The organism is Agromyces albus, assembly GCF_004134825.1.
GTDB classification, from domain to species: domain Bacteria; phylum Actinomycetota; class Actinomycetes; order Actinomycetales; family Microbacteriaceae; genus Agromyces; species Agromyces albus.
Genome location: NZ_SDPN01000028.1, coordinates 1 through 23975, shown reverse-complemented (window position 1 = coordinate 23975; position 23975 = coordinate 1). Strand labels below are relative to the sequence as shown.

Annotated in this window: 29 protein-coding genes; 11 read left to right on the top strand and 18 right to left on the bottom strand. The window is 70.1% G+C overall.

The window, feature by feature from the left end:
* Positions 1 to 28: 28 nt before the first annotated feature.
* Entirely contained in the window at positions 29 to 3433 is a 3405-nt protein-coding gene (locus tag ESP51_RS13955) for a pyruvate carboxylase (protein ID WP_129521505.1), read from the bottom strand.
* Positions 3434 to 3508: 75 nt separating this feature from the next.
* Here ESP51_RS13955 and ESP51_RS13950 point away from each other — a divergent pair, with 75 nt between their 5' ends.
* A complete protein-coding gene (locus ESP51_RS13950; protein ID WP_129521504.1) occupies positions 3509 to 4342 on the top strand; it encodes a ParA family protein in 834 nt (277 codons plus the stop codon).
* A 107-nt stretch (positions 4343 to 4449) separates the two neighbouring features.
* Here the strand turns inward: ESP51_RS13950 and ESP51_RS13945 are convergent, their stop codons facing one another.
* From ESP51_RS13945 to ESP51_RS13930, 4 genes are all read right to left on the bottom strand, one after another.
* Entirely contained in the window at positions 4450 to 5001 is a 552-nt protein-coding gene (locus ESP51_RS13945) for a MerR family transcriptional regulator (protein ID WP_129521503.1), read from the bottom strand.
* Positions 5002 to 5113: 112 nt separating this feature from the next.
* Positions 5114 to 5806: a transcriptional regulator FtsR gene (ftsR, locus tag ESP51_RS13940; protein ID WP_129521502.1), complete on the bottom strand. Its 693-nt coding sequence runs from the start codon at positions 5804 to 5806 to the stop codon at positions 5114 to 5116.
* Complete coding sequence (locus ESP51_RS13935) at positions 5806 to 6219, bottom strand: FHA domain-containing protein (protein WP_206737316.1); 414 nt, start codon at positions 6217 to 6219, stop codon at positions 5806 to 5808. The genes ftsR and ESP51_RS13935 overlap by 1 nt, the downstream gene beginning before the upstream one ends.
* A 110-nt stretch (positions 6220 to 6329) precedes the next feature.
* Positions 6330 to 6953, bottom strand: a complete 624-nt coding sequence (locus tag ESP51_RS13930) for a CDP-alcohol phosphatidyltransferase family protein (RefSeq protein WP_129521501.1) — start codon at positions 6951 to 6953, stop codon at positions 6330 to 6332.
* Positions 6954 to 6985: 32 nt separating this feature from the next.
* Here ESP51_RS13930 and ESP51_RS13925 point away from each other — a divergent pair, with 32 nt between their 5' ends.
* A complete protein-coding gene (locus ESP51_RS13925; RefSeq protein WP_129521500.1) occupies positions 6986 to 7810 on the top strand; it encodes a DUF1295 domain-containing protein in 825 nt (274 codons plus the stop codon).
* Here the strand turns inward: ESP51_RS13925 and ESP51_RS13920 are convergent.
* Positions 7794 to 8243, bottom strand: a complete 450-nt coding sequence (locus ESP51_RS13920; protein WP_129521499.1) for an NUDIX domain-containing protein — start codon at positions 8241 to 8243, stop codon at positions 7794 to 7796. The genes ESP51_RS13925 and ESP51_RS13920 overlap by 17 nt on opposite strands.
* Positions 8244 to 8310: 67 nt before the next feature.
* On the opposite strand from ESP51_RS13920, the gene ESP51_RS13915 reads away from it, so the two are divergent.
* Together ESP51_RS13915 and ESP51_RS13910 are read left to right on the top strand one after the other, a co-directional pair.
* Entirely contained in the window at positions 8311 to 8682 is a 372-nt protein-coding gene (locus ESP51_RS13915) for an RNA-binding S4 domain-containing protein (RefSeq protein ID WP_129521498.1), read from the top strand.
* A gap of 48 nt (positions 8683 to 8730) precedes the next feature.
* Complete coding sequence (locus ESP51_RS13910) at positions 8731 to 9024, top strand: GNAT family N-acetyltransferase (RefSeq protein ID WP_129521497.1); 294 nt, start codon at positions 8731 to 8733, stop codon at positions 9022 to 9024.
* Positions 9025 to 9185: 161 nt separating this feature from the next.
* Here ESP51_RS13910 and ESP51_RS20655 read toward each other — a convergent pair whose 3' ends face one another.
* Together ESP51_RS20655 and ESP51_RS13905 are read right to left on the bottom strand one after the other, a co-directional pair.
* Positions 9186 to 9326, bottom strand: coding sequence for a hypothetical protein (locus tag ESP51_RS20655; protein WP_164990524.1), 141 nt, complete (start codon positions 9324 to 9326; stop codon positions 9186 to 9188).
* A 135-nt stretch (positions 9327 to 9461) separates the two neighbouring features.
* The gene (locus ESP51_RS13905) at positions 9462 to 10310 is read right to left on the bottom strand and encodes an aggregation-promoting factor C-terminal-like domain-containing protein (RefSeq protein WP_241843172.1); all 849 of its coding nucleotides are present in this window, start codon (positions 10308 to 10310) and stop codon (positions 9462 to 9464) included.
* A gap of 153 nt (positions 10311 to 10463) precedes the next feature.
* On the opposite strand from ESP51_RS13905, the gene ESP51_RS13900 reads away from it, so the two are divergent.
* Positions 10464 to 10886, top strand: coding sequence for a YchJ family protein (locus tag ESP51_RS13900; protein WP_129521496.1), 423 nt, complete (start codon positions 10464 to 10466; stop codon positions 10884 to 10886).
* 3 nt (positions 10887 to 10889) lie between these two features.
* On the opposite strand, the gene ESP51_RS13895 is transcribed toward ESP51_RS13900, so the two are convergent.
* The gene (locus tag ESP51_RS13895; RefSeq protein ID WP_129521495.1) at positions 10890 to 11360 is read right to left on the bottom strand and encodes a VOC family protein; all 471 of its coding nucleotides are present in this window, start codon (positions 11358 to 11360) and stop codon (positions 10890 to 10892) included.
* 90 nt (positions 11361 to 11450) lie between these two features.
* On the opposite strand from ESP51_RS13895, the gene ESP51_RS13890 reads away from it, so the two are divergent.
* Positions 11451 to 11903 carry a DUF6098 family protein gene (locus ESP51_RS13890; protein WP_129521494.1) on the top strand — a complete coding sequence of 151 codons (453 nt, stop codon included), beginning with the start codon at positions 11451 to 11453 and terminating at the stop codon, positions 11901 to 11903.
* 23 nt (positions 11904 to 11926) lie between these two features.
* Here the strand turns inward: ESP51_RS13890 and ESP51_RS13885 are convergent, their stop codons facing one another.
* Positions 11927 to 13948 carry an alpha/beta fold hydrolase gene (locus tag ESP51_RS13885; RefSeq protein ID WP_129521493.1) on the bottom strand — a complete coding sequence of 674 codons (2022 nt, stop codon included), beginning with the start codon at positions 13946 to 13948 and terminating at the stop codon, positions 11927 to 11929.
* 209 nt (positions 13949 to 14157) lie between these two features.
* On the opposite strand from ESP51_RS13885, the gene ESP51_RS13880 reads away from it, so the two are divergent.
* The gene (locus ESP51_RS13880; RefSeq protein WP_422386852.1) at positions 14158 to 14796 is read left to right on the top strand and encodes a GTP pyrophosphokinase; all 639 of its coding nucleotides are present in this window, start codon (positions 14158 to 14160) and stop codon (positions 14794 to 14796) included.
* Positions 14797 to 14818: 22 nt separating this feature from the next.
* Here ESP51_RS13880 and ESP51_RS13875 read toward each other — a convergent pair whose 3' ends face one another.
* On the bottom strand, positions 14819 to 15514 hold the full coding sequence (locus ESP51_RS13875) for an ArsR/SmtB family transcription factor (RefSeq protein WP_129521492.1): 696 nt from the start codon (positions 15512 to 15514) through the stop codon (positions 14819 to 14821).
* 65 nt (positions 15515 to 15579) lie between these two features.
* Here ESP51_RS13875 and ESP51_RS13870 point away from each other — a divergent pair, with 65 nt between their 5' ends.
* The gene (locus tag ESP51_RS13870) at positions 15580 to 16467 is read left to right on the top strand and encodes a cytochrome P450 family protein (RefSeq protein ID WP_129521491.1); all 888 of its coding nucleotides are present in this window, start codon (positions 15580 to 15582) and stop codon (positions 16465 to 16467) included.
* The gene (locus ESP51_RS13865) at positions 16451 to 17239 is read left to right on the top strand and encodes an isocitrate lyase/PEP mutase family protein (RefSeq protein WP_129521490.1); all 789 of its coding nucleotides are present in this window, start codon (positions 16451 to 16453) and stop codon (positions 17237 to 17239) included. The genes ESP51_RS13870 and ESP51_RS13865 overlap by 17 nt, the downstream gene beginning before the upstream one ends.
* 8 nt (positions 17240 to 17247) lie before the next feature.
* Here ESP51_RS13865 and ligD read toward each other — a convergent pair whose 3' ends face one another.
* The 4 genes from ligD to ESP51_RS13845 form a co-directional block, all read right to left on the bottom strand.
* Complete coding sequence (gene ligD, locus ESP51_RS13860) at positions 17248 to 18270, bottom strand: non-homologous end-joining DNA ligase (RefSeq protein WP_129521489.1); 1023 nt, start codon at positions 18268 to 18270, stop codon at positions 17248 to 17250.
* A 63-nt stretch (positions 18271 to 18333) separates the two neighbouring features.
* Positions 18334 to 18606 carry a DUF2277 domain-containing protein gene (locus ESP51_RS13855; protein ID WP_129521488.1) on the bottom strand — a complete coding sequence of 91 codons (273 nt, stop codon included), beginning with the start codon at positions 18604 to 18606 and terminating at the stop codon, positions 18334 to 18336.
* A gap of 67 nt (positions 18607 to 18673) precedes the next feature.
* Positions 18674 to 19444, bottom strand: coding sequence for a lysophospholipid acyltransferase family protein (locus tag ESP51_RS13850; protein ID WP_129521487.1), 771 nt, complete (start codon positions 19442 to 19444; stop codon positions 18674 to 18676).
* Positions 19441 to 20418, bottom strand: a complete 978-nt coding sequence (locus tag ESP51_RS13845) for an EamA family transporter (protein ID WP_129521486.1) — start codon at positions 20416 to 20418, stop codon at positions 19441 to 19443. Before ESP51_RS13845 ends, ESP51_RS13850 begins: the two co-directional genes overlap by 4 nt.
* 72 nt (positions 20419 to 20490) lie before the next feature.
* Here ESP51_RS13845 and ESP51_RS13840 point away from each other — a divergent pair, with 72 nt between their 5' ends.
* Positions 20491 to 21393, top strand: coding sequence for a LysR family transcriptional regulator (locus tag ESP51_RS13840; protein ID WP_129521485.1), 903 nt, complete (start codon positions 20491 to 20493; stop codon positions 21391 to 21393).
* 15 nt (positions 21394 to 21408) lie between these two features.
* Here ESP51_RS13840 and ESP51_RS13835 read toward each other — a convergent pair whose 3' ends face one another.
* Positions 21409 to 21915: a nitroreductase family deazaflavin-dependent oxidoreductase gene (locus tag ESP51_RS13835; protein WP_129521484.1), complete on the bottom strand. Its 507-nt coding sequence runs from the start codon at positions 21913 to 21915 to the stop codon at positions 21409 to 21411.
* A gap of 145 nt (positions 21916 to 22060) precedes the next feature.
* Here ESP51_RS13835 and ESP51_RS13830 point away from each other — a divergent pair, with 145 nt between their 5' ends.
* Positions 22061 to 22312 carry a hypothetical protein gene (locus ESP51_RS13830; protein WP_129521483.1) on the top strand — a complete coding sequence of 84 codons (252 nt, stop codon included), beginning with the start codon at positions 22061 to 22063 and terminating at the stop codon, positions 22310 to 22312.
* A gap of 42 nt (positions 22313 to 22354) precedes the next feature.
* Here the strand turns inward: ESP51_RS13830 and ESP51_RS13825 are convergent, their stop codons facing one another.
* Both ESP51_RS13825 and ESP51_RS13820 read right to left on the bottom strand, forming a co-directional pair.
* Entirely contained in the window at positions 22355 to 23434 is a 1080-nt protein-coding gene (locus ESP51_RS13825; RefSeq protein ID WP_129521482.1) for a YihY/virulence factor BrkB family protein, read from the bottom strand.
* A 127-nt stretch (positions 23435 to 23561) separates the two neighbouring features.
* The coding region (locus ESP51_RS13820) for a lysozyme family protein (RefSeq protein ID WP_479683767.1) at positions 23562 to 23975 on the bottom strand (414 nt) is incomplete at its 5' end.

The following is a 23975-nucleotide window of genomic DNA, read 5'->3' as shown; positions in this document are numbered from 1 at the left end:
CCTCATCAGCGCCAAATTCAAGCACAGCCTAGCGCGGACGCACGACGACGAGGAGATCACCCGCCTCGACCTGCTGCGTCTTGGGGATCGCGACCCGCTCGATGACTCCCGCGATGGGCGAGGTGATGGCCGCCTCCATCTTCATCGCCTCGATCGAGGCGACGCTCTGCCCGGCTGCGATCTCGGCACCGACCTCGGCCTGCAGGGTCACCACGCCGGAGAACGGCGCGGCGATCTGGCCCGGCTGCGAGGCATCCGCCTTCTCGGCCGCTCGCGTCTCGACCACGATGCTGCGATCGCGTACGAAGACGGGGCGCAACTGGCCGTTCAGGATGGTCATCACGGTGCGCATGCCCTTGTCGTCGGCCTCGCCGATCGCCTCGAGGCCGGCGTACAGTCGCACTCCCTTGTCGATCTCGACGACGTGCTCGGCGCCCTGCCTGAGCCCGTAGAGGTAGTCGGCGGTGTCGACCGACGAGAGATCCCCGAAGAGCTCGCGGATCTGCTCGAACTGGCGCGTGGGCGCCGGGAAGAGCAGCGCATTCAGCATCGAGCGGCGCGTGATGCTGTCTGCCTCCAGCGCCTCCCGCTGCTCATCGGTGAGCTCCGTGACGCCGATGCGCACGTCTTTGCCGGCGAGCACCTTGGTGCGGAAGGGTTCAGGCCAGCCGCCCGGCAGGTCGCCGAGCTCCCCGGCCATGAATCCGACCACCGAGTCGGGCACGTCGTACTTCTCGGGGTTCGCCGCGAAGTCGGCGGGGTCGGCCTTCACCGCCGCGAGGTGCAGGGCCAGGTCGCCGACGACCTTCGACGACGGTGTCACCTTCGGCACGCGGCCGAGAATCGTATTCGCCGCGGCGTACATGTCTTCGATGAGCTCGAAATCGTCGGCAAGGCCGAGTGCGATCGCCTGCTGGCGCAGGTTGGAGAGCTGCCCACCGGGGATCTCGTGGTGGTAGACGCGACCGGTGGGACCGGGCAGGCCCGACTCGAAGGGCCGGTAGACGCGGCGGACCGCCTCCCAGTACGGCTCGAGGTCGGCTACCGCCTGCAGCGAGATGCCGGTGTCGCGCTCGGTGTGGGCGAGCGCGGCGACGAGCGCCGACGCAGAGGGCTGGCTCGTGGTGCCGGCCATCGGCGCGCTCGCAACGTCGACCGCGTCGACCCCGGCACGACTGGCCGCGAGCAGGGTCGCCAGCTGCCCGCCTGCGGTGTCGTGCGTGTGGAGGTGCACCGGCAGGTCGAAGCGTCCGCGCAGGGCCGTGACGAGCCGCTCAGCCGCCGTGGGGCGGAGCAGGCCTGCCATGTCCTTGATCGCGATGATGTGCGCTCCTGCGTTGACCATCTCGTCGGCAAGGCCGAGGTAGTAGTCGAGCGTGTACAGGTCTTCGGCGGGATCGAGCAGGTCGCCCGTGTAGCAGAGTGAGACCTCGGCGATCGCGTGCCCGGTCGCCAGCACCGCATCGATCGCCGGACGCATCTGCGAGACGTCGTTGAGCGCGTCGAAGATCCGGAAGATGTCGACCCCGGTCGCAGCGGCCTCGCGCACGAACGCGTCGGTCACCTCGGTCGGGTACGGCGTGTAGCCGACGGTGTTGCGTCCGCGAAGCAGCATCTGGATGTTGATGTTGGGCAGTGCCTCGCGGAGCGCAGCGAGGCGCTCCCAGGGGTCTTCGCCGAGGAAGCGGAGCGCGACGTCGTACGTGGCCCCGCCCCACGCCTCGACCGAGAGGAGCTCGGGCGTCATCCGTGCGACGTACGGCGCCACGGCGACGAGATCCCTCGTGCGCACGCGAGTGGCGAGCAGCGACTGGTGGGCGTCGCGGAAGGTCGTCTCGGTCACGGCGAGCGGAACCTGCTCGCGGAGTGCCTTGGCGAATCCCACGGGGCCCAGCTCGAGCAGCCGCTGCCGGGAGCCGTCGGGCGCGGGCGTCGACACGTCGATCGCCGGGAGCTTCTCGACGGGGTGCACGCTCGTGGGCGCAGGTCCGTTCGGCTGGTTCACCGTGACATCCGCGAGCCAGTTCAGGATCTTCGTGCCGCGGTCCTTCGAGACGCGACCGCGCAGGAGGCCGGGGCGCTCATCGATGAACGACGTGCTCAGGTCGCCGGCGACGAACGAGGGATCTTCGAGCACGGCCTGGAGGAAGGAGATGTTCGTCGAGACGCCGCGGATGCGGAACTCGGCAAGAGCGCGCTTCGCACGGGCAACGGCGGCGGGGTAGTCGCGCCCGCGGCACGTGAGCTTCGCGAGCATCGAGTCGAAGTGGGGGCTGATCTGAGCGCCGGGGTTCACCGTGCCGCCGTCGAGCCGGATGCCGGCACCGCCCGGCGACCGGTACGTCGTGATCCTTCCCGTGTCGGGGCGGAACCCGGCCGTCGGGTCTTCGGTCGTGATACGGCACTGCAGGGCGGCGCCGCGGAGCCGGATCGAGTCCTGCAGGAGGCCGAGCTCGGCGAGGGACTCCCCTGCCGCGATGCGGATCTGCGAGACGACGAGGTCGACGTCGGTGACCTCCTCGGTCACGGTGTGCTCGACCTGGATCCGCGGATTCATCTCGATGAAGACGTGCTGCCCAGCGCGCTCCCCCGCCGTGTCGAGGAGGAACTCGACGGTGCCGGCGTTGACGTATCCGATCGACCGGGCGAAGGCGACCGCGTCCTTGTAGAGCGCCTGCCGAACGTCGTCGGAGAGGTTCGGCGCCGGAGCGATCTCGATGACCTTCTGGTGGCGGCGCTGCACCGAGCAGTCGCGCTCGAAGAGGTGCACGGTCTCGCCCGAGGCATCCGCGAGCACCTGGACCTCGATGTGACGCGGCCGGATGACGGCCTGCTCGAGGAACATCGTCGGATCGCCGAAGGCGCTGTCGGCCTCGCGCATGGCCTCTTCGAGGGAGCCGCGCAGCTCATCCTTCGAGTTGACGCGGCGCATGCCGCGGCCGCCGCCGCCCGCGACCGCCTTGGCGAAGATCGGGAAGCCGATCTCCTCGGCCTGGGCCACGAGGGTCTCGATGTCGCGCGACGGCGGCGTGGACTTCAGCACCGGCACGCCGGCCGCGATCGCGTGCTCCTTCGCCGTGACCTTGTTGCCCGCCATCTCGAGCACGCGCTTCGGCGGGCCGATGAACGTGATGCCCGCCTCGTCGGCTGCCCGCGCGAGCTCGGGATTCTCGGAGAGGAACCCGTAACCGGGGTAGATCGCGTCGGCGCCCGACTCCTTCGCCACACGGATGATCTCGGACACGTCGAGGTAGGCCCGCACCGGATGTCCGGGCTCGCCGATCTGGTACGCCTCATCCGCCTTCAGGCGATGCAGTGAATTGCGATCCTCGAAGGGATACACCGCGACGGTCTTCGCGCCGAGCTCGACGGCTGCACGAAACGCGCGAATGGCGATCTCACCGCGATTGGCAACCAGGATCTTCGTGAACATGCAGGCCTTTCAGACGGTTTTCCGCACAGCGAACGTTTAGGTATCGACTGAGTAGTAAAGGTAACGTATCTGTTCGTGCACGTACTCAGCGTCAGTTCCTTGAAGGGCGGTGTCGGCAAGACGACCGTCACCCTCGGACTGGCGTCGGCAGCGTTCGCGCGCGGCGTCCGGACCCTCATCGTCGACCTCGATCCGCAGTCCGACGTCTCGACCGGCATGGACATCCAGGTCGCCGGTCATCTGAACGTCGCCGACGTGCTGGCCTCGCCCAAGGAGAAGATCGTGCGCTCGGCGATCGCGCCGAGCGGCTGGGCGCGATCGAACCCACAGTCGACGATCGACGTGATGATCGGAAGTCCGTCAGCCATCAACTTCGATGGGCCGCATCCGTCGATCCGCGACATCTGGAAGCTCGAGGAGGCCCTCGCCAACGTCGAGGCCGACTACGAGCTGGTGCTCATCGACTGCGCCCCGTCGCTCAACGCGCTGACGCGCACCGCCTGGGCGGCGAGCGACCGCGTGGCCGTCGTCACCGAACCGGGACTGTTCTCGGTCGCGGCAGCAGACCGCGCACTTCGCGCGATCGAGGAGATCCGGCGCGGACTCTCCCCCAGGCTCCAGCCGCTCGGCATCATCGTGAACCGGGCCCGCGTGCAATCGCTCGAGCACCAGTTCCGCATCAAGGAGCTGCGCGACATGTTCGGCCCGCTCGTGCTCTCTCCGCAGCTGCCCGAGCGCACCTCGCTGCAGCAGGCGCAGGGCGCTGCGAAGCCGCTGCACATGTGGCCCGGCGAGAGCGCCGAGGAGATGTCGGCCAACTTCGACCAGCTGCTCGACCGTGTGCTGCGCACGGCCCGCATCGGCGAGTACGCGGGCACCCCGCTCGAGATCGACTCCACCGTCATCTGACGTCACATCGGTCGGCAGCACGGCCGCATAGGGCGCGCTGGGGCTGCCTCGCGTGCGCGCTGCGACGGTAACCGGCGACCGCGCCGCTCAGGAGCCGCGAACGGTCGTCAGGAGATCTTGCGCGACTGCACGCCGCGACGCACGGCGAGCTCGTCCATCGGATCGGCATGCGTGTCGAGCTCGACGAGCGTCGACTCGACCTCGCGGAGCACCTTGCCGACCGCGATGCCGAAGACCCCTTGACCACGGTTGACGAGATCGATGACCTCGTCGTCTGACGTGCACAGGTAGACGCTCGCGCCGTCGCTCATGAGCGTGGTCTGTGCGAGGTCGTCGATGCCGGACTCACGCAGTTGCGTGACCGCGGTGCGGATCTGCTGCAGCGAGATGCCGGTGTCGAGGAGCCGTTTCACGAGCTTCAGCACGAGGATGTCGCGGAAGCCGTAGAGGCGTTGCGATCCCGACCCGGCTGCGCCGCGAACGGTCGGTTCGACGAGCTGAGTGCGGGCCCAGTAATCGAGCTGGCGGTAGCTGATGCCTGCGGCTCGAGCGGCGACCGCACCGCGATAGCCCGCGGCGTCGTCGTGCTCGGGCATGCCGTCGGTAAAGAGCAGGCCGAGGTCGTACCGCGAGCGTGCCGTCTGGTCGAGCTCACTCATCCGATCGCCCCTCGCTCTCACGCCTCGCACCCCATCGGCGCGAGTTCCACGCTACCCACGTGAGGGGGGTCTGCCAAACACATCGGGCCGAACGTCACGGCGTGTCGCACGATCACCGAGCGAGGCGGCTGAATGCGCTGCGCAGCACACTCGCGTGCACGGCGTCGAGGTGCCCGGCGAGCTCGAGCCCGCGCTCGGCGGCGCGTGCCTTGCCGGCCGCGTCCGATCGCCGCGATGGGGCGATGGCGTGCTCGATGAGCGCCGCCTCACGCTCGGCGGCGGCACGCATGCCGCGCAGGTGACGGGGCTCGATGCCGACGCTGCGCAGGGCGACGAGCGCCCGAAGGGTGGCGAGCGCCTCGTCGCCATAGAGGTCGGCGGCGGGCAGCAGCGAAGCGGAGACGGCGTCGTCGAGCAGCGAAGCCGTCGCGCCGGCCTGTGCGATGAGCTCGTCACGGCGAAGCCGGCGGGCACCGGCGAGGAACGCCGCCGCGCTCGTGGCACCCGGCAGCGCCGGGGTCTCGCCCGCGTCGATCGCTTCGAGATGGGTGCGGATCACCTTGAGCGGCAGGTATTGGTCGCGCTGCATCGAGAGCACGACCGTGATGCGCTCCACGTCGGCGTTGGAGAACTTGCGATACCCCGACGCCGTGCGCGCCGGTGAGACGAGCCGCTGCTCCTCGAGGAACCGCAGCTTCGACGGGGTCAGCTCGGGAAACTCGGGCTGAAGCCTCGCGAGAACCTGACCGATGCCGAGCAGTGGGGCCTGGCCGCTCGCGTGGGTGGACGCAGCGGTGCCCGCCACTAGGAACTCGCCAGCGGCGCCAGATCGCGTCGGGATGCGTAGAAGGTGAGACGGAACTTGCCGATCTGCACCTCGGCGCCATCGCTCAGCAGCGCCGTCTCGATGCGCACGCCGTCGAAGTAGGTGCCGTTGAGCGAACTCAGGTCTTTCACCTCGAATGCGGTGCCATGGCGGAGGAACTCCGCGTGCTTGCGCGAGACGGTGACGTCGTCAAGGAAGATGTCGGCGTTGGGGTGACGCCCGACCGTCGTGACGTCGGTGTCGAGCAGGAACCGCGCTCCGCTGTTGGGACCGCGACGCACGATCAGGAGCGCCGAACCGGACGGCAACGCCGCGATCGCCTCCTGCTCTTCGGCTGTGGTGTCGGCGTCGACAGCGCTGAGCTGTGCCGCCGCCTCACGACTGAAGCCGATCGTGCTGTCGTTCGTATTGCCGACGTGCGCATGAGACGTGGTCGCCGTCGAAGGTTCACCGTCGGCCTCGTTCGTACCGCCAGCCCGAGTGATATCAGAATCCGCCACGGCTAACCTCCCTGTTCAAGCGTATCTGATCGCGGGTCGTCTTCCACACGCGGGATGCGGATGACGCGTGCGGTCTCGATCGCGTAGATGATGCCGGCCCACCAGTAGAGGAAGGCCCCCCAGAGCGTGATCGCCCATCCGATGGGTTCACTGACCGGCGCCACGGCGGGGAAGGCGAACCCGAGCATGATGACGGGCAATCCGAAGAAGAGCGCGAACGTCGCGACCTTGCCGAGCTGGTGCACGGGCAGCGGGCCGTAGCCGTGGTTCGCGAGCACGACGCCGAGCACGAGCAGAAACACGTCGCGGGCCACGATCAGCACGACGATCCACCAGGGCACGAGGTCGCGAGCGGCGAGGCCGATGAGCGCCGCGAAGATGTAGAGGCGGTCGGCCGCGGGATCGAGGAGCTGCCCGAGCCGGGTCACCTGCCCGAGCCGCCGGGCGAGGTATCCGTCGAGCAGGTCGGTGAAGCTCGCCACCACGAGCACGACGAGCGCGACGATGTCGTCGCCACGCACGATGAAGACGAGGAATACGGGAACGAGTGCCAGCCGGAGCATGCTGAGGAGGTTCGGGATCGTCCATATACGAGACCCCACCGCCCCCGCGCTCTCCCCAGCCACGGCTCGATCCTATCGACCCATAGAATGCGGCCATGGGTCCACTCGTCGTGTGTCTCGCCATCTGCGCCACGATCACCCTTTCGACGTGGCTCGCCTCGGTATTCACCCGCGAGTACTCCTGGGTCGACCGCATCTGGTCGATCGCGCCCGTCGTCTACGTGTGGGTCTTCGCCGCGTCGGCCGGGTTCGACGCGCGACTCGTGCTCATGTCGGTGCTCGTCACGCTGTGGGGCATCCGGCTCACCTTCAACTTCGCACGCAAGGGCGGGTATCGGCCGGGCGGCGAGGACTACCGGTGGGCGGTCCTTCGCGGCCGGATGTCACGGCGGCAGTTCGCCCTCTTCAACCTGTTGTTCATCTCGATCTACCAGAACGCGCTCATCCTCGCGTTCTGCCTGCCGGCGCTCACCGTGTTCGAGGCCGACGGCACCCCGCTCGACGGCTGGGACCTCGTGCTCGCCATCGTCTTCCTGGCGTTCCTCGCGGGCGAGGCGACCGCCGACCGGCAGCAGTGGCTGTTCCACCGCTGGAAGGCCCGTGAGGTCGCGGCCGGTCGTGCGCCGGAGCCGCGCTTCCTGCAGTCCGGGCTCTTCCGCGTGTCGCGGCATCCGAACTTCTTCTTCGAACAGGCGCAGTGGTGGGTGTTCTACGGATTCGCCGTCGCCGCGACGGGCGTCTGGTTGCACTGGACGATCGCCGGCGCGGTGCTGCTCACCGCCCTGTTCATCGGCTCGACGCGGTTCACCGAGAGCATCACGCGCTCGCGCTATCCCGAGTACGACGCCTACCGGGCGCGCACCTCGGCCATCGTGCCGTGGTTCCCGCGTTCGCCTCCGCCCCTCAGAGCCGCGCCCTGAGCCCCGGCCAGGCCTCGGCGAATCGCGGATGCAGCGGCAGCTCGATGATGCGATCGACGGCGATCCAGCGCAGCTCGATGCTCTCGGGGTCGCTCACCACCGGCTCGAACCGCTCGATCGCATCGGCGACGACCGTCGTGTACGACCAGTAGCCGAGGTCGAGCACTGCGCTGAATCGCACCGAGAGGAGCGCCGGCGGCACGCCGGCCTCCTCGCCGGCCTCACGCAGGGCAGCGTCGATGGCGCTCTCGTGTTCGTGGCGCGCGCCGCCGGGCATTCCCCAGGTGCCGCCGAAGTGGCTCCATTCGGCTCGATGCTGCAGGAGCACCTCGAATCGGGGACTCACGGCGAGCAGGCCTGCCGCACCGTACCTGCCCCAGTAGCGAGCGCCGTCAGGCCCCTCGACCCACGCATCGCCGCTCGTTCCGCTCATGCATCCAGCATGACGCACCGACGCCAGGGAAGGTTCGCGCGGCCGAGCCCGGCCGTAGGCTTGGGTCATGGTCGGCGACTCCCCCGTGCGCGTCGACGCATGGCTCTGGGCCGTGCGTCAGTTCAAGACGCGCTCCGCGGCCACGTCGGCATGCCGTGCCGGCCACGTTCGCGTCAACGGAGAGCGTGCGAAGGCGGCGCAACCGGTGCGTCCGGGTGACGACGTGCGCGTGCGCATCGAGGGCTTCGATCGGATCCTGATCGTGCGCCAGACCCTCGTCAAGCGAGTCTCGGCGGCCGTCGCGGCCACCGCACTCGAAGATCGCACGCCACCGCCGCCGCCGCGCGGGACCGTTGCGCTCGCGCCCGTGCGGGACCGCGGCGCAGGGCGGCCGACGAAACGGGAGCGACGCGACCTCGAGCGCCTTCGCGGTCGCTGATCGGTGCGCCGAGGGCAGCGGGTCCGCGGCCGGGCGTAGCCTGTTGGGGTGCAGAAGGAACTCACCCACGAACCGGATGCCCGCCGCTACGTTCTGCGCGTCGACGGCGACCTGGCGAGCGTGCTCGACTACCGCGTGCTCGGCGATTCCATCGCGTTCACGCGCACCTTCACGAATCCGCCGTATCGCGGCAGCGGACTCGCGGGCGAGCTCGTGCGGTTCGCGGTCGACGACGTCGACGCGACATCCGACCGCCGCATCGTGCCGAGCTGCTGGTACGTCGGCGAGTGGTTCGACCGTCATCCCGATCGCGCGGGGCTGCTCGACCCGCGAGCCGTCTGACCCGAGCGTCGGACTCAGAGCGAGGCATGGCGCCTCCCGGGGTCGGACGGCGACGCAGCCGCGCCGAGGCGCTGCTCGCGTCATCCGCCCGTCCAGTCAATCGCACCCGGTCGGCGAGGAGAACCCTCGGCCGATACGGCTGCGGAGCGACCCGGGAATGCCTACCGCTTGCGGTGCGTGGCTTCGCTCACGTCGTTGCCGGCGCGGTTCTCGACCTTGGCCTTCTTGTCGGCACGCTTCTCTTTGAGGGTCTTGCTTGCTGCCGTCTTGGAGGACGACTTCTTCGGCGACTTATCTGACACGGTGACGCCCTTTGATCGGGGGCTCGAACGGCCCCTTGGGTGCAACACTACGCGTGCTGGAAGCGCTGCCGGCACTCCGCGGGCCGATTCCCAGCCGCGCCTCCCCCGAAGGTCGGCGGGCCGGGGCGGGGCGGATCAGTACCAGTTGACCGATTGCGAGTGCGACCATGCGCTGCACGGCGTGCCGTAGCCCCGCGCGATGTAGTCGAGTCCCCACGTGACCTGCGTCGTCGCGTTCGTCTCCCAGTCGGCGCCAGCGGTGGCCATCTTGCTCCCGGGCAGCGACTGCGGGATGCCGGTCGCGCCGCTCGAGGCGTTGTAGGCGGTGTACGACCAGCCCGATTCCTTCTGCCAGAGCTGGTCGAGGCACTGGAACTGGGCGTCGCCCCAGCCGTACTTCGCCGCTGCGAGCGAGCGGGCGGTGGCGCGGGCGCCGTCGGGCGTGTTCCCGGCCGCGAGGGCCTGGGCTGCGGCGGCGGCCTCTTCGGCTCGTACCCGGTCGTACTCGGCTGCCGCGGCGGCCGCCTTCTCGATCTCGGCCCGAGTCTGGGCAGTGAGGTCGACGAGCGAGTCGATCGGCAGCGTCTGGAAGTCGCCGAGAGAGGCGACGGATGCCGCAAGCCCCGACGAGTCGACCTTCCCGTCGACGGCGGCGAGCGTGGCGTTCGCGACGGTGAGCGTATCGGCCGCCGTGTCGATCGCGCGGGCTTCGGCGATCGTGCTGTACACGCCGAGCTGCTCGTGGTCGAGCCCGGTGGACTCGGTCAAAGCGGTAGTGGCGTCGATGCGTGCTTGCGTCGCGACGGCCGACTGCACCGTGAATCCGGTGCCGGCGACGAGGCCGACGGCGGCGATCGCACCGGCGACGATGAGGCGCTTGCGGCCGGTTCGGCGACGGCGGAGGCCGCGCCTCGTGGCGATCTCGGCGGTGCTGTTCTCGATGGACTCTGCAGTGGCGGGTGTCGTGGGGGTATCGATAGGCATGAGTTTCTGGGCTGCTCGGATCAGTGTCGGGTCGGGGGGTCGGCCCCGGGCCGGGGCACAAGTCAGACACTCTGCCGTGCGAATCTGTACAGATCCTCAGTTATTCCTGTGCAGACCATGATGGTCGGCTCGCGGCGGCGGGATACTGGACGGATGCCGCCAGCGCCCGATGCCTTCCCCGCGATCGATCCCGGAGCCCGGTGCCCGTGCCTCAGCGGATCCGTGTTCGCCGAGTGCTGCGGGCCGTTCCTCGCGGGTGCAGCGGATGCTCCGACCGCGCCGCAGCTCATGCGATCGCGTTACACGGCCTTCGTCGCCGGTGACGATCGATATCTCCTCGCGACGTGGCATCCGTCGACGCGACCCGAGCGGCTCGAGCTCGATCCGACGATGCGCTGGTACCGCCTCGATCTCGAGCGGGTGGAGCGCGGAGGACCGCTCGACCCCACCGGTGTGGTGGAGTTCACCGCACGCTACCGCGTCGGCGGCGAGCGATCCGAGCGCGGCGAGCAGCACGAGGTGAGCAGATTCGTGCGTGAGCACGGACGCTGGTTCTACGTCGACGCGATCGGCTGAGGGTCAGGCGCCGGAGCGCTCCTCCTCGGTGGCGAACCCGGCGCGGGCGGCGCGCTCCTCGGAGCCGAGCAGTTCCTCGAAGAGCGTGATCTGCAGGTCGGCCGGCGCGTCGAGCCTGGAGTTCAACGACTGCCACGGGGTGACCACCGGCTCGGCCACGACGCGAGCACCGGCGGCCTCGAGGCGACGAGTCGTGCCCTCGCTGTCGGTCACCTCGAACGCGAGCCGGATGTGGGGGCTCGGGGCGCCGCCGGCCTCGATCTCGTCGATCGCGCGCTTGTGCGCGGGGTTCGCGATCTCGAGCGTCGCGCGGCCCGCATCGAGGATGACCACGCGATCGTCGCCTCCCTCGGCGAAGGCGAGGAACTCGGGCATGCCGAGGGTGTCGCGATAGAAGGCGACGGCGGCGTCGAAATCGGTCGCCTCGACGACGACGCGGAGTTGCAGGACCGGTGGGATTGCGGCATCCGTCATGCTCGGATCCTTTCAGACACGCACGACATCCGCACGACGCGAACCTGTCAAGGCGTCGCCGGTGCACCGGGAGGGCGTTAGCATCCCGGCATGGGAGACGACCGTGGCCGGTCGCGGGAAGTGCCCGAACTCACCGAACTCGCCGAACTCGAGGCGCTCGTGCGGGAGCGGCCCGGGTTGCACGTGCGTTACTCGGAGGGATTCGAGCACGACGCATCCGCTCGCAGCATCGACACCGAGAGCGGCCTCGAACTGCCGGGGCTCTCGGTGAATCCGCTCGACCCCGAACCGTGGTGGACGCGCCCCACGACGGACTGGATCGCGCGGCAGCTCTGCCAGTACAAGCACTTGCGCGAGCGCAACCCCGATCGGATGGCCTGGGTGCTGCGCGGGCACGCCGTCGGGCGGGGTCCCGATTCCGAGCCGCTCTTGCGTGACGTCGACCCCGTCGCGCGACTCTCCGACGCGCTGCTCGACGAGGCGGAGCGCCGGTACGAGGAGCGGTTCGACGCCGGGCGCGGTCCCGAGGGCTACGAGGGCTGACGCGGGCGCGGTCGCCGGCGGGCTCAGTCGACGCCGAGCACTTCGGCGAAGAACGCGCTGAGGTGCCCGGCGAGCAGCTCGGGCTCCTCGTGTGCCATGAAGTGCCCGCCTCGGGTCGCCGGATGCCACGCGCGCACGTCGGCGCACGACCGCTCCGCCACGCTTCGGGGCATGTCGCGGATCACCTCCTCTGCGCTCAGCGTGAAGCCCGCGGGCACCGTGATGCGCGGCCGCGGGCGGTTCGCCGGGTAGTCGACGTACTGGCGGAACGACGTGCCGATCGACCCCGTCGTCCAGTAGAGGGTGGCGAGGGTGAGGAGCGTCTCGCGATCGAACCGGCGCTCGAGCTCGCCGTGCGCGTCGCTCCAGTCGCGCAGCTTGTCGATGATCCAGGCGAGCAACCCCGCCGGCGAATCGGCGAGCGCTGCGGCGATCGTGTCGGGACGAGTGCTCATGATGGCGCTGTAGCCGCCGTCTCGTTCGTCGAACTCCTGCTCGAGGGCGAGCATGTGCCTCTCGGGTTCGCTCAGCGGCTCGTCGAAGACCGCCGGGAACGGCGGGTGGATCATGTAGAGCCCCATCACCTGGCGGGGATGCTTCGCCGCGATCCAGGCCGCGACGGTGCCGCCGATGTCGCCGCCGAACACGCCGTACCTCCGGTGGCCGAGATGTCCGACCATGAGCTCGTGCAGGAGATCGGCCATCGCCTCGCGGGTGAGCGGCTCGTCGGGCAGTTCTGAATAGAGGAAGCCCGGGAGCGAGGGGATGACGAGCTCGAAGCGGATGCCGCGCACCTCGCCCTCCCACCCGAGGGCGGTCACGAGCGGCAGCATCTCGAGGAAGCTCGAGGGCCACCCGTGCATGAGCAGCAGCGGTACGACGGTGCCGCCGGCGGGACCCGCGGTCGCGCGCACGAAGTGCACCCGCGTGCCGTCGACGTCGGCGATCCGGTGATCGAGCCGGTTCAACCGCAACTCGACACCGCGCCAGTCGAATCCGTCAGCCCACTCGGCGACGAGGCCGGCCAGGTACGCCGGGTCCACGCCGGACCCCCAGTGCGTGCCGCTGCTCGCCGTCGTGAACCTCGTGCGGCGCAGTCGGTCGCGCAGCTCGCGGAGCTCGGCTTCCGGCACACGGATCGTGAACGGCGCGGGCTCGGCGACCGGGCCCCTCGAGGCCTCAGTCGTGGACGCCGTCGCGCCCTTGCCGGCGAGGTGATCGAGTTGCGCGTAGGCGCGATCGATGGCACCGACGAGATAGTCGACCGGAACCGGCCAGTCGTCGTGGCTCGCGAGTGCGTCCGATGCGCTGAGGCCGAGCTCGTGCGCTGCCACGAAACGCCCGGCCACCTCGTGGAGGTCGGCTGACTGACGGGCGACGAACTCTGGCCCCACGACCCGGCCGTGCCCGGGCACGACGACGTCGCCCGGTTGCATCTCCGCGACGAGCTCGTCGAGCACATCGGGCCACCCGAACGGGAAGCTCCCTGAGCCGTACATCGGCGGTCCGGACTCCTCGACGAGGTCACCGACGATCCACACCCGCGCATCGGGCACCAGCAGCACGAGGTCGGTGTCGGTGTGCGCGGGCGGCTGCGGACGGAGCAGCACGACGCGACCGCCGAGGTCGAGCGTCACCGGGCGGTCGATCGGATGCGTCGGCGGCGTGAGCCTCACGTCGCTCCAGTGCCGGTCGGGTTCACGAGCGGGGTCGGCACGCCACGCGGCGAGCCGCGGAGCCTCGTGCTCGGCGAAATGGCGCTCGATGTTCGCATGGCCGTAGATGGCGGCATCCGTCTCGGACCCGGGCCCGAACGCCTGGTTGCCGAACGTGTGGTCGTAATGGGCATGCGTGTTCACGAGCCAGCGAACGGGCTTGTCGAATCGTTCGCGGATGTCGCCGAGCAACGCCTCTGCTTCGGCCGGCTCTGCACGCGAGTCCACGACGAGCAGTCGCGCGGCGCCCTCGACGACGACGATCGAGACGTCGAGCGGATCGTAGCGACGCTGGTGCACGCCCGGCGCGACCGTGATCCATGGATCCATTCCTCGACCCTAGCGACCACGACGGCGGATGCGCGTGCACCTGCGGTTCATGGCAGAGTCAGGGCGAATCCAGAGCTTCGCACCGTAGCGTGACCTCCGTGACTCCGCTCGACGGCACCCCGCCCATCCGCCGGCCTGACGTTCCGCCCATGCTGACCGCTCGCGCGCAACGCACGCTCGAGACGATCGACGGCCAGACCCTCGACGAGATGCGCGCCCTCCGCGACGAGACCGAGCGGTTCATGCTGCGCTACAAGTTCGGCATGGACGAGGTGATCACGAAGCTCTCCATCCTGCGCGAGGAGTTCAGCCACACGCACGACTACAACCCGATCGAGCACATCTCGAGCCGCCTGAAGAGCCTCGACAGCGTGATCGAGAAGATGCGGCGCAAGGGCGTCGAACCGACGTTCGAGACGATCCGCGCGACGATCACCGACATCGCCGGCGTGCGCGTGACCTGCAGCTTCGTCTCCGACGCGTATCGCATCTTCGAGCTGCTGACGGTGCAGCGCGACGTCCGCGTGCTGAAGGTGAAGGACTACATCGCGGAGCCGAAGACCAACGGCTACCAGAGCCTGCACGTGATCGTGGAGGTGCCGGTGTTCCTGTCGACGGGGGCGCATCCCGTCGCCGTGGAAGTGCAGATCCGCACGATCGCGATGGACTTCTGGGCGAGCCTCGAGCACAAGATCTACTACAAGTACGACCGCCAGGTGCCGCAAGAGCTGCTCGATGGACTGACGGATGCCGCGCACACCGCCGCAGAGCTCGATGCGCGCATGGAGCGACTGCACCGCGAGCTGCACGGCTCACCCCGCCGGCCACGAGGCGACATCGCCGTGTGATCGCGCGTCACCGCCGAATCGTTCAGCCGAGCGCCGCGAACGCCTCCCGCCCCGCTGCGGTCACCCGGAGCGAGCGGTCGCCCGGTACGCGGGCGACCCAGCCGTCGGCGAGCAGCACCGCGAGCAGGTGTGAGCCGAGGCGCCCGGCGATGTGCGGGCGCCGCTCGGTCCAGTCGAGGCATCCGCGCACCTCTGGGCGCCGGGAACGGACGCCGGTCGTGCCGACGTCGCCGACCTCGCCGAGCCGGAGCCGCACTCCGAGCGGGCCGTCGGTGGCGTGCAGCCGGCCGGGCTCCCCCGCGTCGAGGGGCGAGATCGCGCCCTCGGCGACGAGCGCGTCGGCGAGGTCGAGTGCGATCCGCCCGGCGAGGTGGTCGTAGCACGATCGCGCCTCGGCGAGCCTGCGCGCCGTCGCGGACTGCGAGTACGACGTGACGGCGCGCCGCGGAGCGATGAGCTGCAGCGCCTCGACGGCGCCGGCCACTTCCGGACCGGCGAGCGCGAAATAGCGGTGCCGGCCGATCCGGCGATCGGTGACGAGACCGCCGGCGACGAGCTGGGCGAGGTGGGCGCTCGCCGTCGGCGGCTTCACGCGAGCGATCGCGGCGAGCTCGCTCGCGGGCAGCGCGCGGCCGTCGAGGAGCGCGACGAGCATGGCAGCCCGAGCAGGCTCCCCCATCAGGCGAGCGGGTTCTGCGAGATCGGCGTCACCGTGCATACCGTCACGATACGGCGACGACACTTCGCCCGGCAGCGAATCGTGCGCGGCGTAGCGTCGAAACCATGACCGAGATCATCGACCGGGCCGACGTCGCCCTCATCCTCGCCGATCCGCGTTTCCTGGTTCCCGAGGCGGATGCCGCGGCGTCGACGCCGTTCGAACGATTCCGGGCCGACGTCTCACGGTTCTCGAACGGCGCCACGCATGACGCTCGCCGGCGACGCCTCGAGTCGATGCTCGCCGGCATCGAACTCGCGGCGCTCGCCCGCACGGCCGCATCGCTGACACGCTCGGCCCTCGAGGCGGAACCGGCGTCGCCCGTCGCGACGATCGCCCGGCACGTCCCGGTGACCGCTCTCGGCCGCCAGCTCGGATTCCGACATGCCGAGTCGCTCCCACCGCTCGTCGCCGCGATCGCCGACGCCTACGCGAGCGGACGGGCCACGGATGCCGCAGCCGCCGACGCAGCCACGGTACGCCTGCTCGACGCAGCGCCCGGCGCCGACGCATCAGACGACGCCCTGCTCGTGCAGTTGCTCGTGCAGGCCCACGCGGCCACGGGCGCACTCGTCGAGCGCGCGATGCAGCGGCTCGCGGCATCCGGCCCGGTGTCGCCGTCGACGCACGAGGTGCTCACCGCGACGCTGCGCGACGACTCGCCCGTGGCGATGACGCGCCGCGTCGCAACTGGCCAGCCGGAGCATGCTTCGACGCCCGACGTCGAGCCTGGCGCGCTGCTCGTGCTGCGTCTCGACGGACCCGACCGCGATGCCGCGGGCGACCGGCCGCCGCGAACGCTCGCCTTCGGCGCCGGCCATCGCGGTTGTCCCGCGCCACATCACGCACTCGCGATCGCCGTCGCGATCGTCGAGGAGCTGCGCCGCGCCGAGGCCCGCGCCCGAATCGACCGCACGACGCACAAGGAGACCATCGATGTTGACGCCCGCTGAGTTCGAACGCCTGCACCGGCCCGGCGACCCGCTCCTGCTGCCCAACGCATGGGACCTCGCCTCGGCACGATGGCTGCACGCCGCCGGCCACCCCGTGGTGGGCACCACGAGTCTCGGCGTCGCCGTGGCTGCAGGCAAGCCCGACGGCTCGGGAGAGACCGCCGCCGAGACGCTCGACCTCGCGCGCCGCATCACCACCGACGGCATCCCGGTGACGGTGGACCTCGAAGCCGGGTTCTCCGACGATCCGGCGGAGGTCGGCGCCTTCGCGGCGCGGCTCGCACAGCTCGGCGTCGTCGGCGTGAACATCGAGGACTCCGACGCGGCCGGCCGGCTCGTCGACGTCGAGCTCGCGTCGGCGAAGGTCGCGGCGATCGCCGCGGCGGCGCCCGAGCTCTACCTGAACGCCCGCACCGACCCGTTCTGGATCGAGGGTGCCACGGATGACGCGGCGCGGCGACGCGAGGCGATCGCACGTGCCGAACGGTATCTCGCGGCCGGGGCATCCGGCATCTTCGTCCCCGGCGCCTTGCCGGCGGAGACCATCGCCGCGCTCGTGCGCGACATCTCCGCCCCGCTCAACCTGCTCGCGCAGGCCGGCCTCACCGTGCCGGAGCTCGCGAGCCTCGGCGTCGCGCGAGTGAGCACCGGATCGCTGCTCTTCCGCATCGCACTCGGCGCGATCGGCTCGGCCGCGCAGGAGCTGCGGGCCGGCACGTTCACCGCACCGTCGGGCACGCCGAGCTATGAGGAGGTCGCCTCGCTCAGCTGAGCGCGCGTTCAGACGTCGTGCCGCGCACGACTCGGCTGCACGCGCGGCGGCTCCCCCGGCATCTTCGGGAAGTCGGGCGGGAAGGGCAGCTCACCGAGTCCGTCGTCGAGGTCGCGTTGCCACCACTCGAGGAGCACGCCGATGGGAGCGGTGTGCTCCTGCATCCCGGCCCATGGGTCGCCGGTCTTCTGCAGGCGCTCGGGCACGGTCCTGATCGTGAGCAGCTTCGGGTCGGTCGACTCGAGCTCATCCCACTCGACCGGACACGAGACGGCGGCGTGCGGCAGGGCGCGGGGGCTGTAGGCGCCCGCCATGGTCCGGTCGCGGTTGGCCTGGTTGTAGTCGATGAAGATGCGGTCGCCTCGCAGTTCCTTCCACCACGCGGTGGTGAGCTGCTCGGGCATGCGCCGTTCGAGTTCCCGCGCGAGCGCGATCACGGCGTGGCGCACGTCGAGGAACTCGTACTCGGGCTCGATCGGCGCGAAGACGTGGATGCCCCGATTGCCCGAGGTCTTCACGAAGCCCGTGAGGCCGACCTCCGCAAGCAGGTCGCGGAGCGCGAGCGCCGCTGGAACCGCCTCGGCGAAGCTCGTGCCGGGTTGCGGGTCGAGGTCGATGCGCAACTGGTCGGGGAAGTCCGACGTCTCGGCGCGGGACGCCCACGGGTGGAAGACGATCGTGTTCATCTGGGCGCCCCACACGGCGACCGCCGGTTCGTCGATGACGAGCTGCGGATGCCGCCGGCCGCTCGGGTAGGTCACGGGCACCGATCGCACCCATTCGGGCGCACCCTTGGGCGGGTTCTTCGAGAAGAACTGGTCGCCGTCGATGTCACCTGAGAATCGTTGCAGCGAGACCGGACGATCGCCGTTCGCCTCGACGAATGCGTCGCCGACCGCCACGAAGTACTCCGCGAGCTCGAGCTTCGTGATGCCGAGCTCGGGCCAGAGCACGCGCGTCGGACTCGAGATCCGCACCTCGCGATCGCCCTGCGGACCTGGAACACTGATCGTCACCGCATCGCCGGCCATGCCAAGACGGTACTCCGATCGCCGCCGCCGTGCCCGGCGCCACGACGGAGTGCTCCCGGAGGATCAGACGCTGACGTAGCGACGGGCCGCGCGCGCCCTGGCCTTCTCGGCCTCGATCTCGCGATTCTTCGGCGGCGCATTGGTGACGAGGTGGTCGAGCAGATGCCGCGTGATGTGCGCGATCTCCTCGACGGCCTCATCGAAGGCCGCTGCGTTCGCGCGCGACGGCTTCGTCGTTCCGGCCACCTTGCGCACGAATTGCAGCGCTGCCGCGTGCACCTCGTCGTTGGTCGCTGCGGGCTCGAAGTTGTGGAGGGGGTGGATGTTCCTGCACATGACCCGAGCCTAACCCCGCACCCCTGACATCGCCTCGGGTTCGGCGGCATTCAGGAGCTCGGATGCCTCACTCGGAGCGATCGCGATCGCGCTCCCGCTCGCGCGCTGCATCCGCCTCGGCTGCCTCCTCGGGCGTCGGCGCGGTGCCGCCCAGGTGGCGAGGCTGCCACCAATGGCCTGCGCCGTCGACGGGATACTCGGCCTGGAGCCGGTCGACGAGCCCCTGCAGCGTCGAGCGCAACCGCGCGGTGACGTCGTGCGGGTCTTCATCGACGCCGACCGCGATCGGCTGGCCGAACGCGAAGCTGACGGGCACCCCGAAGCGCTCGAAGAACCGGATGCGGTGACGCTTCGTGAGCAGGCGCTGGCCGCCCCACACCGCGACCGGGATGATCGGCACGCCGGCTTCGGCGGCGAGGCGCGCCGCGCCGGTCTTCAGCTCGCGCACGGTGAACGACGAGCTCACGCCCGCCTCGGGGAAGACACCGAGCAGTTCACCGCGCCTCAAGGCGTCGACGGCGTCCGAATACGCCGCGGCGCCGGCCTTCATGTCGACGGCGATGTGGCGCATGCCGCGCAGCAGCCAACCGACGACGGGCTTGTCGAACGCGCCCTGCTTGGCCATGAACCGGATGCGGCGACGGTTCGAGAGCCACGTGGCCCACTCGACGAGGGCGAACTCGAGATAGCCGAAGTGTGTCATCGCGAGCACGGCGCCGCCCGTGGCCGGCACGTGCTCTGCGCCCGTCACGGTGCGCTTCAGGCCCCAGAATCCGAAGAGTCCCCGCCCGGCGGCGATGGCCGTGCTGTAGATGGGTTCGCTCGGGCGTCGCGTCATGGGTCGAGCGTACGGGCGGGCGCTGGGGGGCGGCTGTATCCCGATACCTCGCCATCCGCACCTCCGGGCCGCCCCGCAGCGGAACAGGCAGGTCGAAGGGATGCGTCCCGCCGCCGGCGGAACAACCCGATCGCCACTCCGCCGACCAGCAACGCGCTGCCCGCGAGCTCGAGGACGTTCGGTACCTCGCCGAGCACGACGGCCGCGGCGGCGAGGCCGATCGGCGGGACGAGCAGCGCGAAGGGAGCGACGACCGCCGCCGGATGCCGTCCGAGCAGCGACGTCCAGATCGAGTAGCCGACGAGCGAGGCGAGTCCTGCGGTGTACGCGACACTCACGACGGTCTCCCACCCGATCGTGGCGAACGCCTCGCCGACCGCTGCAGGCCCGTCGAGCAGGAGGCTGAGCGCGAGCACCGGGAGTGGCACGACGAGAGCCGACCACACCACGATTCCGAAGCCGTTCGTGCCATGTGCCGACCGTGACACGACATTGCCGATCCCCCAGCTGAGCCCGGCGGCCACGCAGATGAGGAGCGGCACGATCGCTCCGAAGTCGGCCGCACCCTCGATGCGGCCGACCGCGACGATGCCGAGCCCGACCACGCCGATGAGCGCGCCCACGAGCTGCATCCGCGTGGGCCGCTCCTTCAGCACCAGCAGCCCGATGACGAGCGTGAAGATCATCTGGCACTGCAATACGACGGCAGCGAGCCCTGCGGGCAGGCCGAGGTGCATCGCGGTGAACAGGAGCCCGAACTGACCCGCGCTCATGAACAGGCCGATTCCCACAAGGCTGCGCCACGAGACCGCCGGCTTCGGCACGAAGAGCACGAGCGGCACGGCGACGAGCATGAATCGCAGGGCCACGAGCACGAGCGGCAGGGTGTCGCGGAGGCCGAGCTCGATGGCGAGGAAGTTCACGCCCCAGATGAGCGCGACGAGCAGACCGAGGGCGGCGTGTTTCAGAGGCATACGTCGAGCCTCGCAGTCCTCTTCATGCAGCACCAGTTCCGATTACTGCGTTCGACAACGTACGATTGCTACATGATCGACCTGCAGGGGCTTCGCGCGCTCGTGGCCGTCGCGGGGTCGGGGTCCGTCGTCGCCGCTGCCGGCCGGCTCGGGTACACCCCATCGGCCGTGTCGCAGCAGGTCAAGAAGCTCGAACGCGAACTCGCAGCACCGCTCCTCGAGCGACGCGGGCGGGGGGTGCTGCTCACCGAACGGGGTCGTGCGCTCGTGAGCGAGGGGCGCGAGCTCCTCGAGACGCTCGAGCGACTCGAGTCCGTCGCCGCAGGCGGCGCGCCGCGCGCACCGCTTCGCATCGCCTCGTTCTCGACCGCGACGCGCGGACTCGTCGGGCCATTGCTCCGCGAGTTGCGGGGCACGGATGGCGCGACCCTCGCCACGGTCACGAGCGTCGACCCCGTCGACGCAATGGAGATGGTGGCGACGGGAGCCGCCGATCTCGCGGTCGTGCACAACTGGAACTCCGTGCCGTTGAGCGCACCGGCGCATGTCGTGACCGAGCACCTCTGCTTCGACGAGGCCGACATCGTGCTCGCGACGGGGCATCCGCTCGCCGACCGGCTCGAGCTCGACCGCGCCGCGCTCGTCGACGAGCCGTGGGCGAGCACCCCGAAGGGCGCCATCTGCCACGAGGCGCTCATGCGCATCTTCGCCGACCTCGGCACGGTGCCCCGCGTCGTCGCCGAAGATCCCGACTTCTCCTCGCTCGTCGAGCTCGCCCGGCAGGGCGTCGCGATCGCGCTCGTGCCGCGACTCGGCCGGCCACCACTGCCGAGCGGCGTGGTCGCGCGTCCGCTCGCCGACCACAGCCAGGTGCGAGAGGTGCGGGTGGCGTATCGGCGCACGATGGCGGAGAGCCCCGGCATCCGTCGCGCGGTTGGATTGCTCACCGAGGCGGGCGCGCTCGTCGAACCGTGACGACGGCGCTCGAGGTCACATCGAGGTGTCGTGCGTGCTCGCAACCGGCTGGAGCCGGAACAACCGCACGGTTCGCCCCGAGGTCCGCTCGTACGCGCGGTATCCCGGCCACTGCCCCTCGATGCGGGCCCACGCCGCTTCGCGCTCGTCGCCATCGATGAGGCTCGCGCGCACCGGCATCCGTCGTCCGCGAACCGTGATCGACGCGTCGGGGTGCGCGAGCAGGTTGTAGGTCCACGCAGGATGCCGCTGCTGCGCGAAGCTCGTGCCGGCGACGATCGCCCGCCCGTGGCCGTCGGGCGTGTACATGAGCGGGGTGTCGCGAAGGGCGGTCGTCTTCGCGCCGGTCGAATGGAGCACGAGCGACGGAACGAGCAGGGCGCTCAGTTGCACCCGACCGCCGGTGAGCCGGTCGAGGCACCGTTCGATCGGCGGCAGGAGGACCGGTGCGATCGCGCGGAACGCGCGAGTACGCGTGATTGGCGAGATGAACGAACGAACGATGAGCTGCACGGTCGGCATGTGCCCATTCTGCTGGGCACCGGGTTCGGCTGCTACGCCTGACCGTGACCCGAGTCAATCCCCTACAGCTGCCCGGCGGGCGACCGTATCGTGAGCCTTGGCCGCCGCACCCGCGGAGCTCGGCCGTGTTCCGATCGGAGGAGCCATGACTGATCCCCTGGACCCGCGACGGCATGTCGAGGGCGAGTACACCGACTCCGAGCTGCCGCTGAGCGCCGAACTCCCCATCGAGGACTACGAAGAGGTCGAGGACCTCGCCGGCGAGCCCGATGCCGCTGATCTCGACGACGACGTCGAGATCGACGAGGTCTACGAGCTCGACGACGCCGACGTCGACGTGGTCGGGATCGACGACCCCGACCGGGTCATCCCGCCGGACAGGGACACTCCGCTCTGAGCATCGTGTGGGGGCTCGCCGGGTCGGATCGAACCCGGCGAGTCATTCGCGCGGCCGCACCGGTGCGGCCGCGCCCGACTGCTCGCGCTCGACGGCCTCGCGCGCCGCGATGACGGCGGCCGCGGCATCCGCTGCCCGGCGTTCGGCACGCTGCAGCTGTCGCGCCGCGAACGTGGGCGCCCCGAATCGTGCGTGCACCCGGTCGTGCTCCTCATCGACGCCCGTGACGATGTACGCGCCGGCGATGAGGATGACCTGGCTCGAGAAGTTGATCCACAGCAGCAGGGCGATGAGCGAGCCGAACGACGCGAGCAGAGGGTTCGCGGTGGCACCGCGCACGAACAGGCTCGACAGCAATTGCAGCACGGTGAGGCCGACTCCGCCGATGATCGCACCGGTCCAGAGCGAGCGCGCGCTCGGCCGCATGCCCGACAGGAGGCGGAACATGACCGCGATGACGATCGTGTCGATCGCGAAGATCACGACGATGGAGATCGTTCGGGTACTCGCCTCGAAGAGCGCATCGCCCGCCGAGATGCCGATCCAGTCGAAGACGGCGCCGAGCGCCGCCGTGCTGAAGTACGTGACCGCGGCCGCGGCGGCGAGCGCGACGCCGAATCCGATCGCGAGCAGCAGGTCGCGCACGAGCAGCCAGAGGAAGAACGTCGTGTCGTCGGGCTGGTGACCGAGGTCGCGGAACGCCTTGCGCAGCGAGCCGACGGCGCCGATCGCGGCGCCGATGGTACCGATCAGCGCGATCGTGCCCGCGATGCTGAGGGTGATGGGCTGCACGAGATCGTCGGGGTCGATGAGGCCGTCGGCCCCGACCAGGCCGGGGATCGCGGCGCCGATCGTCTCGACGAGCGCCTGCATCGCCGTCTCGTTGCCCGAGAGCCAGATCCCCCCGATCGCGAAGCCGAGGAACAGGCCGGCGAACACGGAGAAGAGCGTGCGGTAGGTGACGCTGTCGGCGAGCATCGGCCCCTGACGCTCGACATAGAGCAGGAGTGCGCGGGCGGGCTTCTTCGCGAGCACCCAGGCGATGGCGCGTTTGGCCCAGGCGCTCACACGCGCGACCGGCGAGCCGGGTCGCCGGTCGGTCTCGTCGCCGTGCGCGTTCATTCGGTCAGGCTATCGAGCAGCGGATGCCGCCCGCAGGAGCTTGACACGTGCGGCGTCCCCGGCATGGACGTCAGAACGGCGGTGCCGATGGGGAATCACCCATCAGCACCGCCGTCTCACCTGCGACTCAGTACCAGCCCACGGACTCCGAGTGGTCCCAGGCCCCGCACGGCGTGCCGTAGCGACCCGCGATGTAGCCGAGACCCCACGTGATCTGCGTGGTGGCGCTCGTGGCCCAGTCTGCGCCGGCCGTGCTCATCTTGCTCCCGGGCAGCGCCTGCGGGATGCCGTAGGCACCGCTCGAGCTGTTCTCGGCGTACACGTTCCAGCCGGACTCGCGGCTCCAGAGGCTCACGAGGCAGCCGAACTGGTCGTCGCCCCAGCCGTAGGACGACGCCATGAGACTGCGGGCGATCGCCTGTGCTTCCGTCGGGTTCGACGGCGCCGACGGACGTGAGGGCGCGGCGGCGGCCGCTTGCTCGGCCTGTGCAGCGGCTTCGGCGGCGGCCTTCGCTGCGGCCGCGGCCGCGGCGGCCTGCTC

What these genes read in the sequence shown, in the direction of transcription:
- ESP51_RS13845 (WP_129521486.1), bottom strand. Translation starts at nt 20,418, where the DNA reads ATGCCTCTGAAACACGCCGCCCTCGGTCTGCTCGTCGCGCTCATCTGG.
- ESP51_RS13915 (WP_129521498.1), top strand. Translation starts at nt 8,311, where the DNA reads ATGGTCGGCGACTCCCCCGTGCGCGTCGACGCATGGCTCTGGGCCGTG.
- ESP51_RS13840 (WP_129521485.1), top strand. Translation starts at nt 20,491, where the DNA reads ATGATCGACCTGCAGGGGCTTCGCGCGCTCGTGGCCGTCGCGGGGTCG.
- ESP51_RS13900 (WP_129521496.1), top strand. Translation starts at nt 10,464, where the DNA reads ATGCCGCCAGCGCCCGATGCCTTCCCCGCGATCGATCCCGGAGCCCGG.
- ESP51_RS13890 (WP_129521494.1), top strand. Translation starts at nt 11,451, where the DNA reads ATGGGAGACGACCGTGGCCGGTCGCGGGAAGTGCCCGAACTCACCGAA.
- ESP51_RS13920 (WP_129521499.1), bottom strand. Translation starts at nt 8,243, where the DNA reads ATGAGCGGAACGAGCGGCGATGCGTGGGTCGAGGGGCCTGACGGCGCT.
- ESP51_RS13880 (WP_422386852.1), top strand. Translation starts at nt 14,158, where the DNA reads ATGCGCGCCCTCCGCGACGAGACCGAGCGGTTCATGCTGCGCTACAAG.
- ESP51_RS13855 (WP_129521488.1), bottom strand. Translation starts at nt 18,606, where the DNA reads ATGTGCAGGAACATCCACCCCCTCCACAACTTCGAGCCCGCAGCGACC.
- ESP51_RS13825 (WP_129521482.1), bottom strand. Translation starts at nt 23,434, where the DNA reads ATGAACGCGCACGGCGACGAGACCGACCGGCGACCCGGCTCGCCGGTC.
- ESP51_RS13850 (WP_129521487.1), bottom strand. Translation starts at nt 19,444, where the DNA reads ATGACGCGACGCCCGAGCGAACCCATCTACAGCACGGCCATCGCCGCC.
- ESP51_RS13925 (WP_129521500.1), top strand. Translation starts at nt 6,986, where the DNA reads ATGGGTCCACTCGTCGTGTGTCTCGCCATCTGCGCCACGATCACCCTT.
- ESP51_RS13870 (WP_129521491.1), top strand. Translation starts at nt 15,580, where the DNA reads ATGACCGAGATCATCGACCGGGCCGACGTCGCCCTCATCCTCGCCGAT.
- ESP51_RS13905 (WP_241843172.1), bottom strand. Translation starts at nt 10,310, where the DNA reads ATGCCTATCGATACCCCCACGACACCCGCCACTGCAGAGTCCATCGAG.
- ESP51_RS13955 (WP_129521505.1), bottom strand. Translation starts at nt 3,433, where the DNA reads ATGTTCACGAAGATCCTGGTTGCCAATCGCGGTGAGATCGCCATTCGC.
- ESP51_RS13895 (WP_129521495.1), bottom strand. Translation starts at nt 11,360, where the DNA reads ATGACGGATGCCGCAATCCCACCGGTCCTGCAACTCCGCGTCGTCGTC.
- ESP51_RS13875 (WP_129521492.1), bottom strand. Translation starts at nt 15,514, where the DNA reads ATGCACGGTGACGCCGATCTCGCAGAACCCGCTCGCCTGATGGGGGAG.
- ESP51_RS13865 (WP_129521490.1), top strand. Translation starts at nt 16,451, where the DNA reads ATGTTGACGCCCGCTGAGTTCGAACGCCTGCACCGGCCCGGCGACCCG.
- ESP51_RS13945 (WP_129521503.1), bottom strand. Translation starts at nt 5,001, where the DNA reads ATGAGTGAGCTCGACCAGACGGCACGCTCGCGGTACGACCTCGGCCTG.
- ESP51_RS13830 (WP_129521483.1), top strand. Translation starts at nt 22,061, where the DNA reads ATGACTGATCCCCTGGACCCGCGACGGCATGTCGAGGGCGAGTACACC.
- ESP51_RS13835 (WP_129521484.1), bottom strand. Translation starts at nt 21,915, where the DNA reads ATGCCGACCGTGCAGCTCATCGTTCGTTCGTTCATCTCGCCAATCACG.
- ligD (WP_129521489.1), bottom strand. Translation starts at nt 18,270, where the DNA reads ATGGCCGGCGATGCGGTGACGATCAGTGTTCCAGGTCCGCAGGGCGAT.
- ESP51_RS13885 (WP_129521493.1), bottom strand. Translation starts at nt 13,948, where the DNA reads ATGGATCCATGGATCACGGTCGCGCCGGGCGTGCACCAGCGTCGCTAC.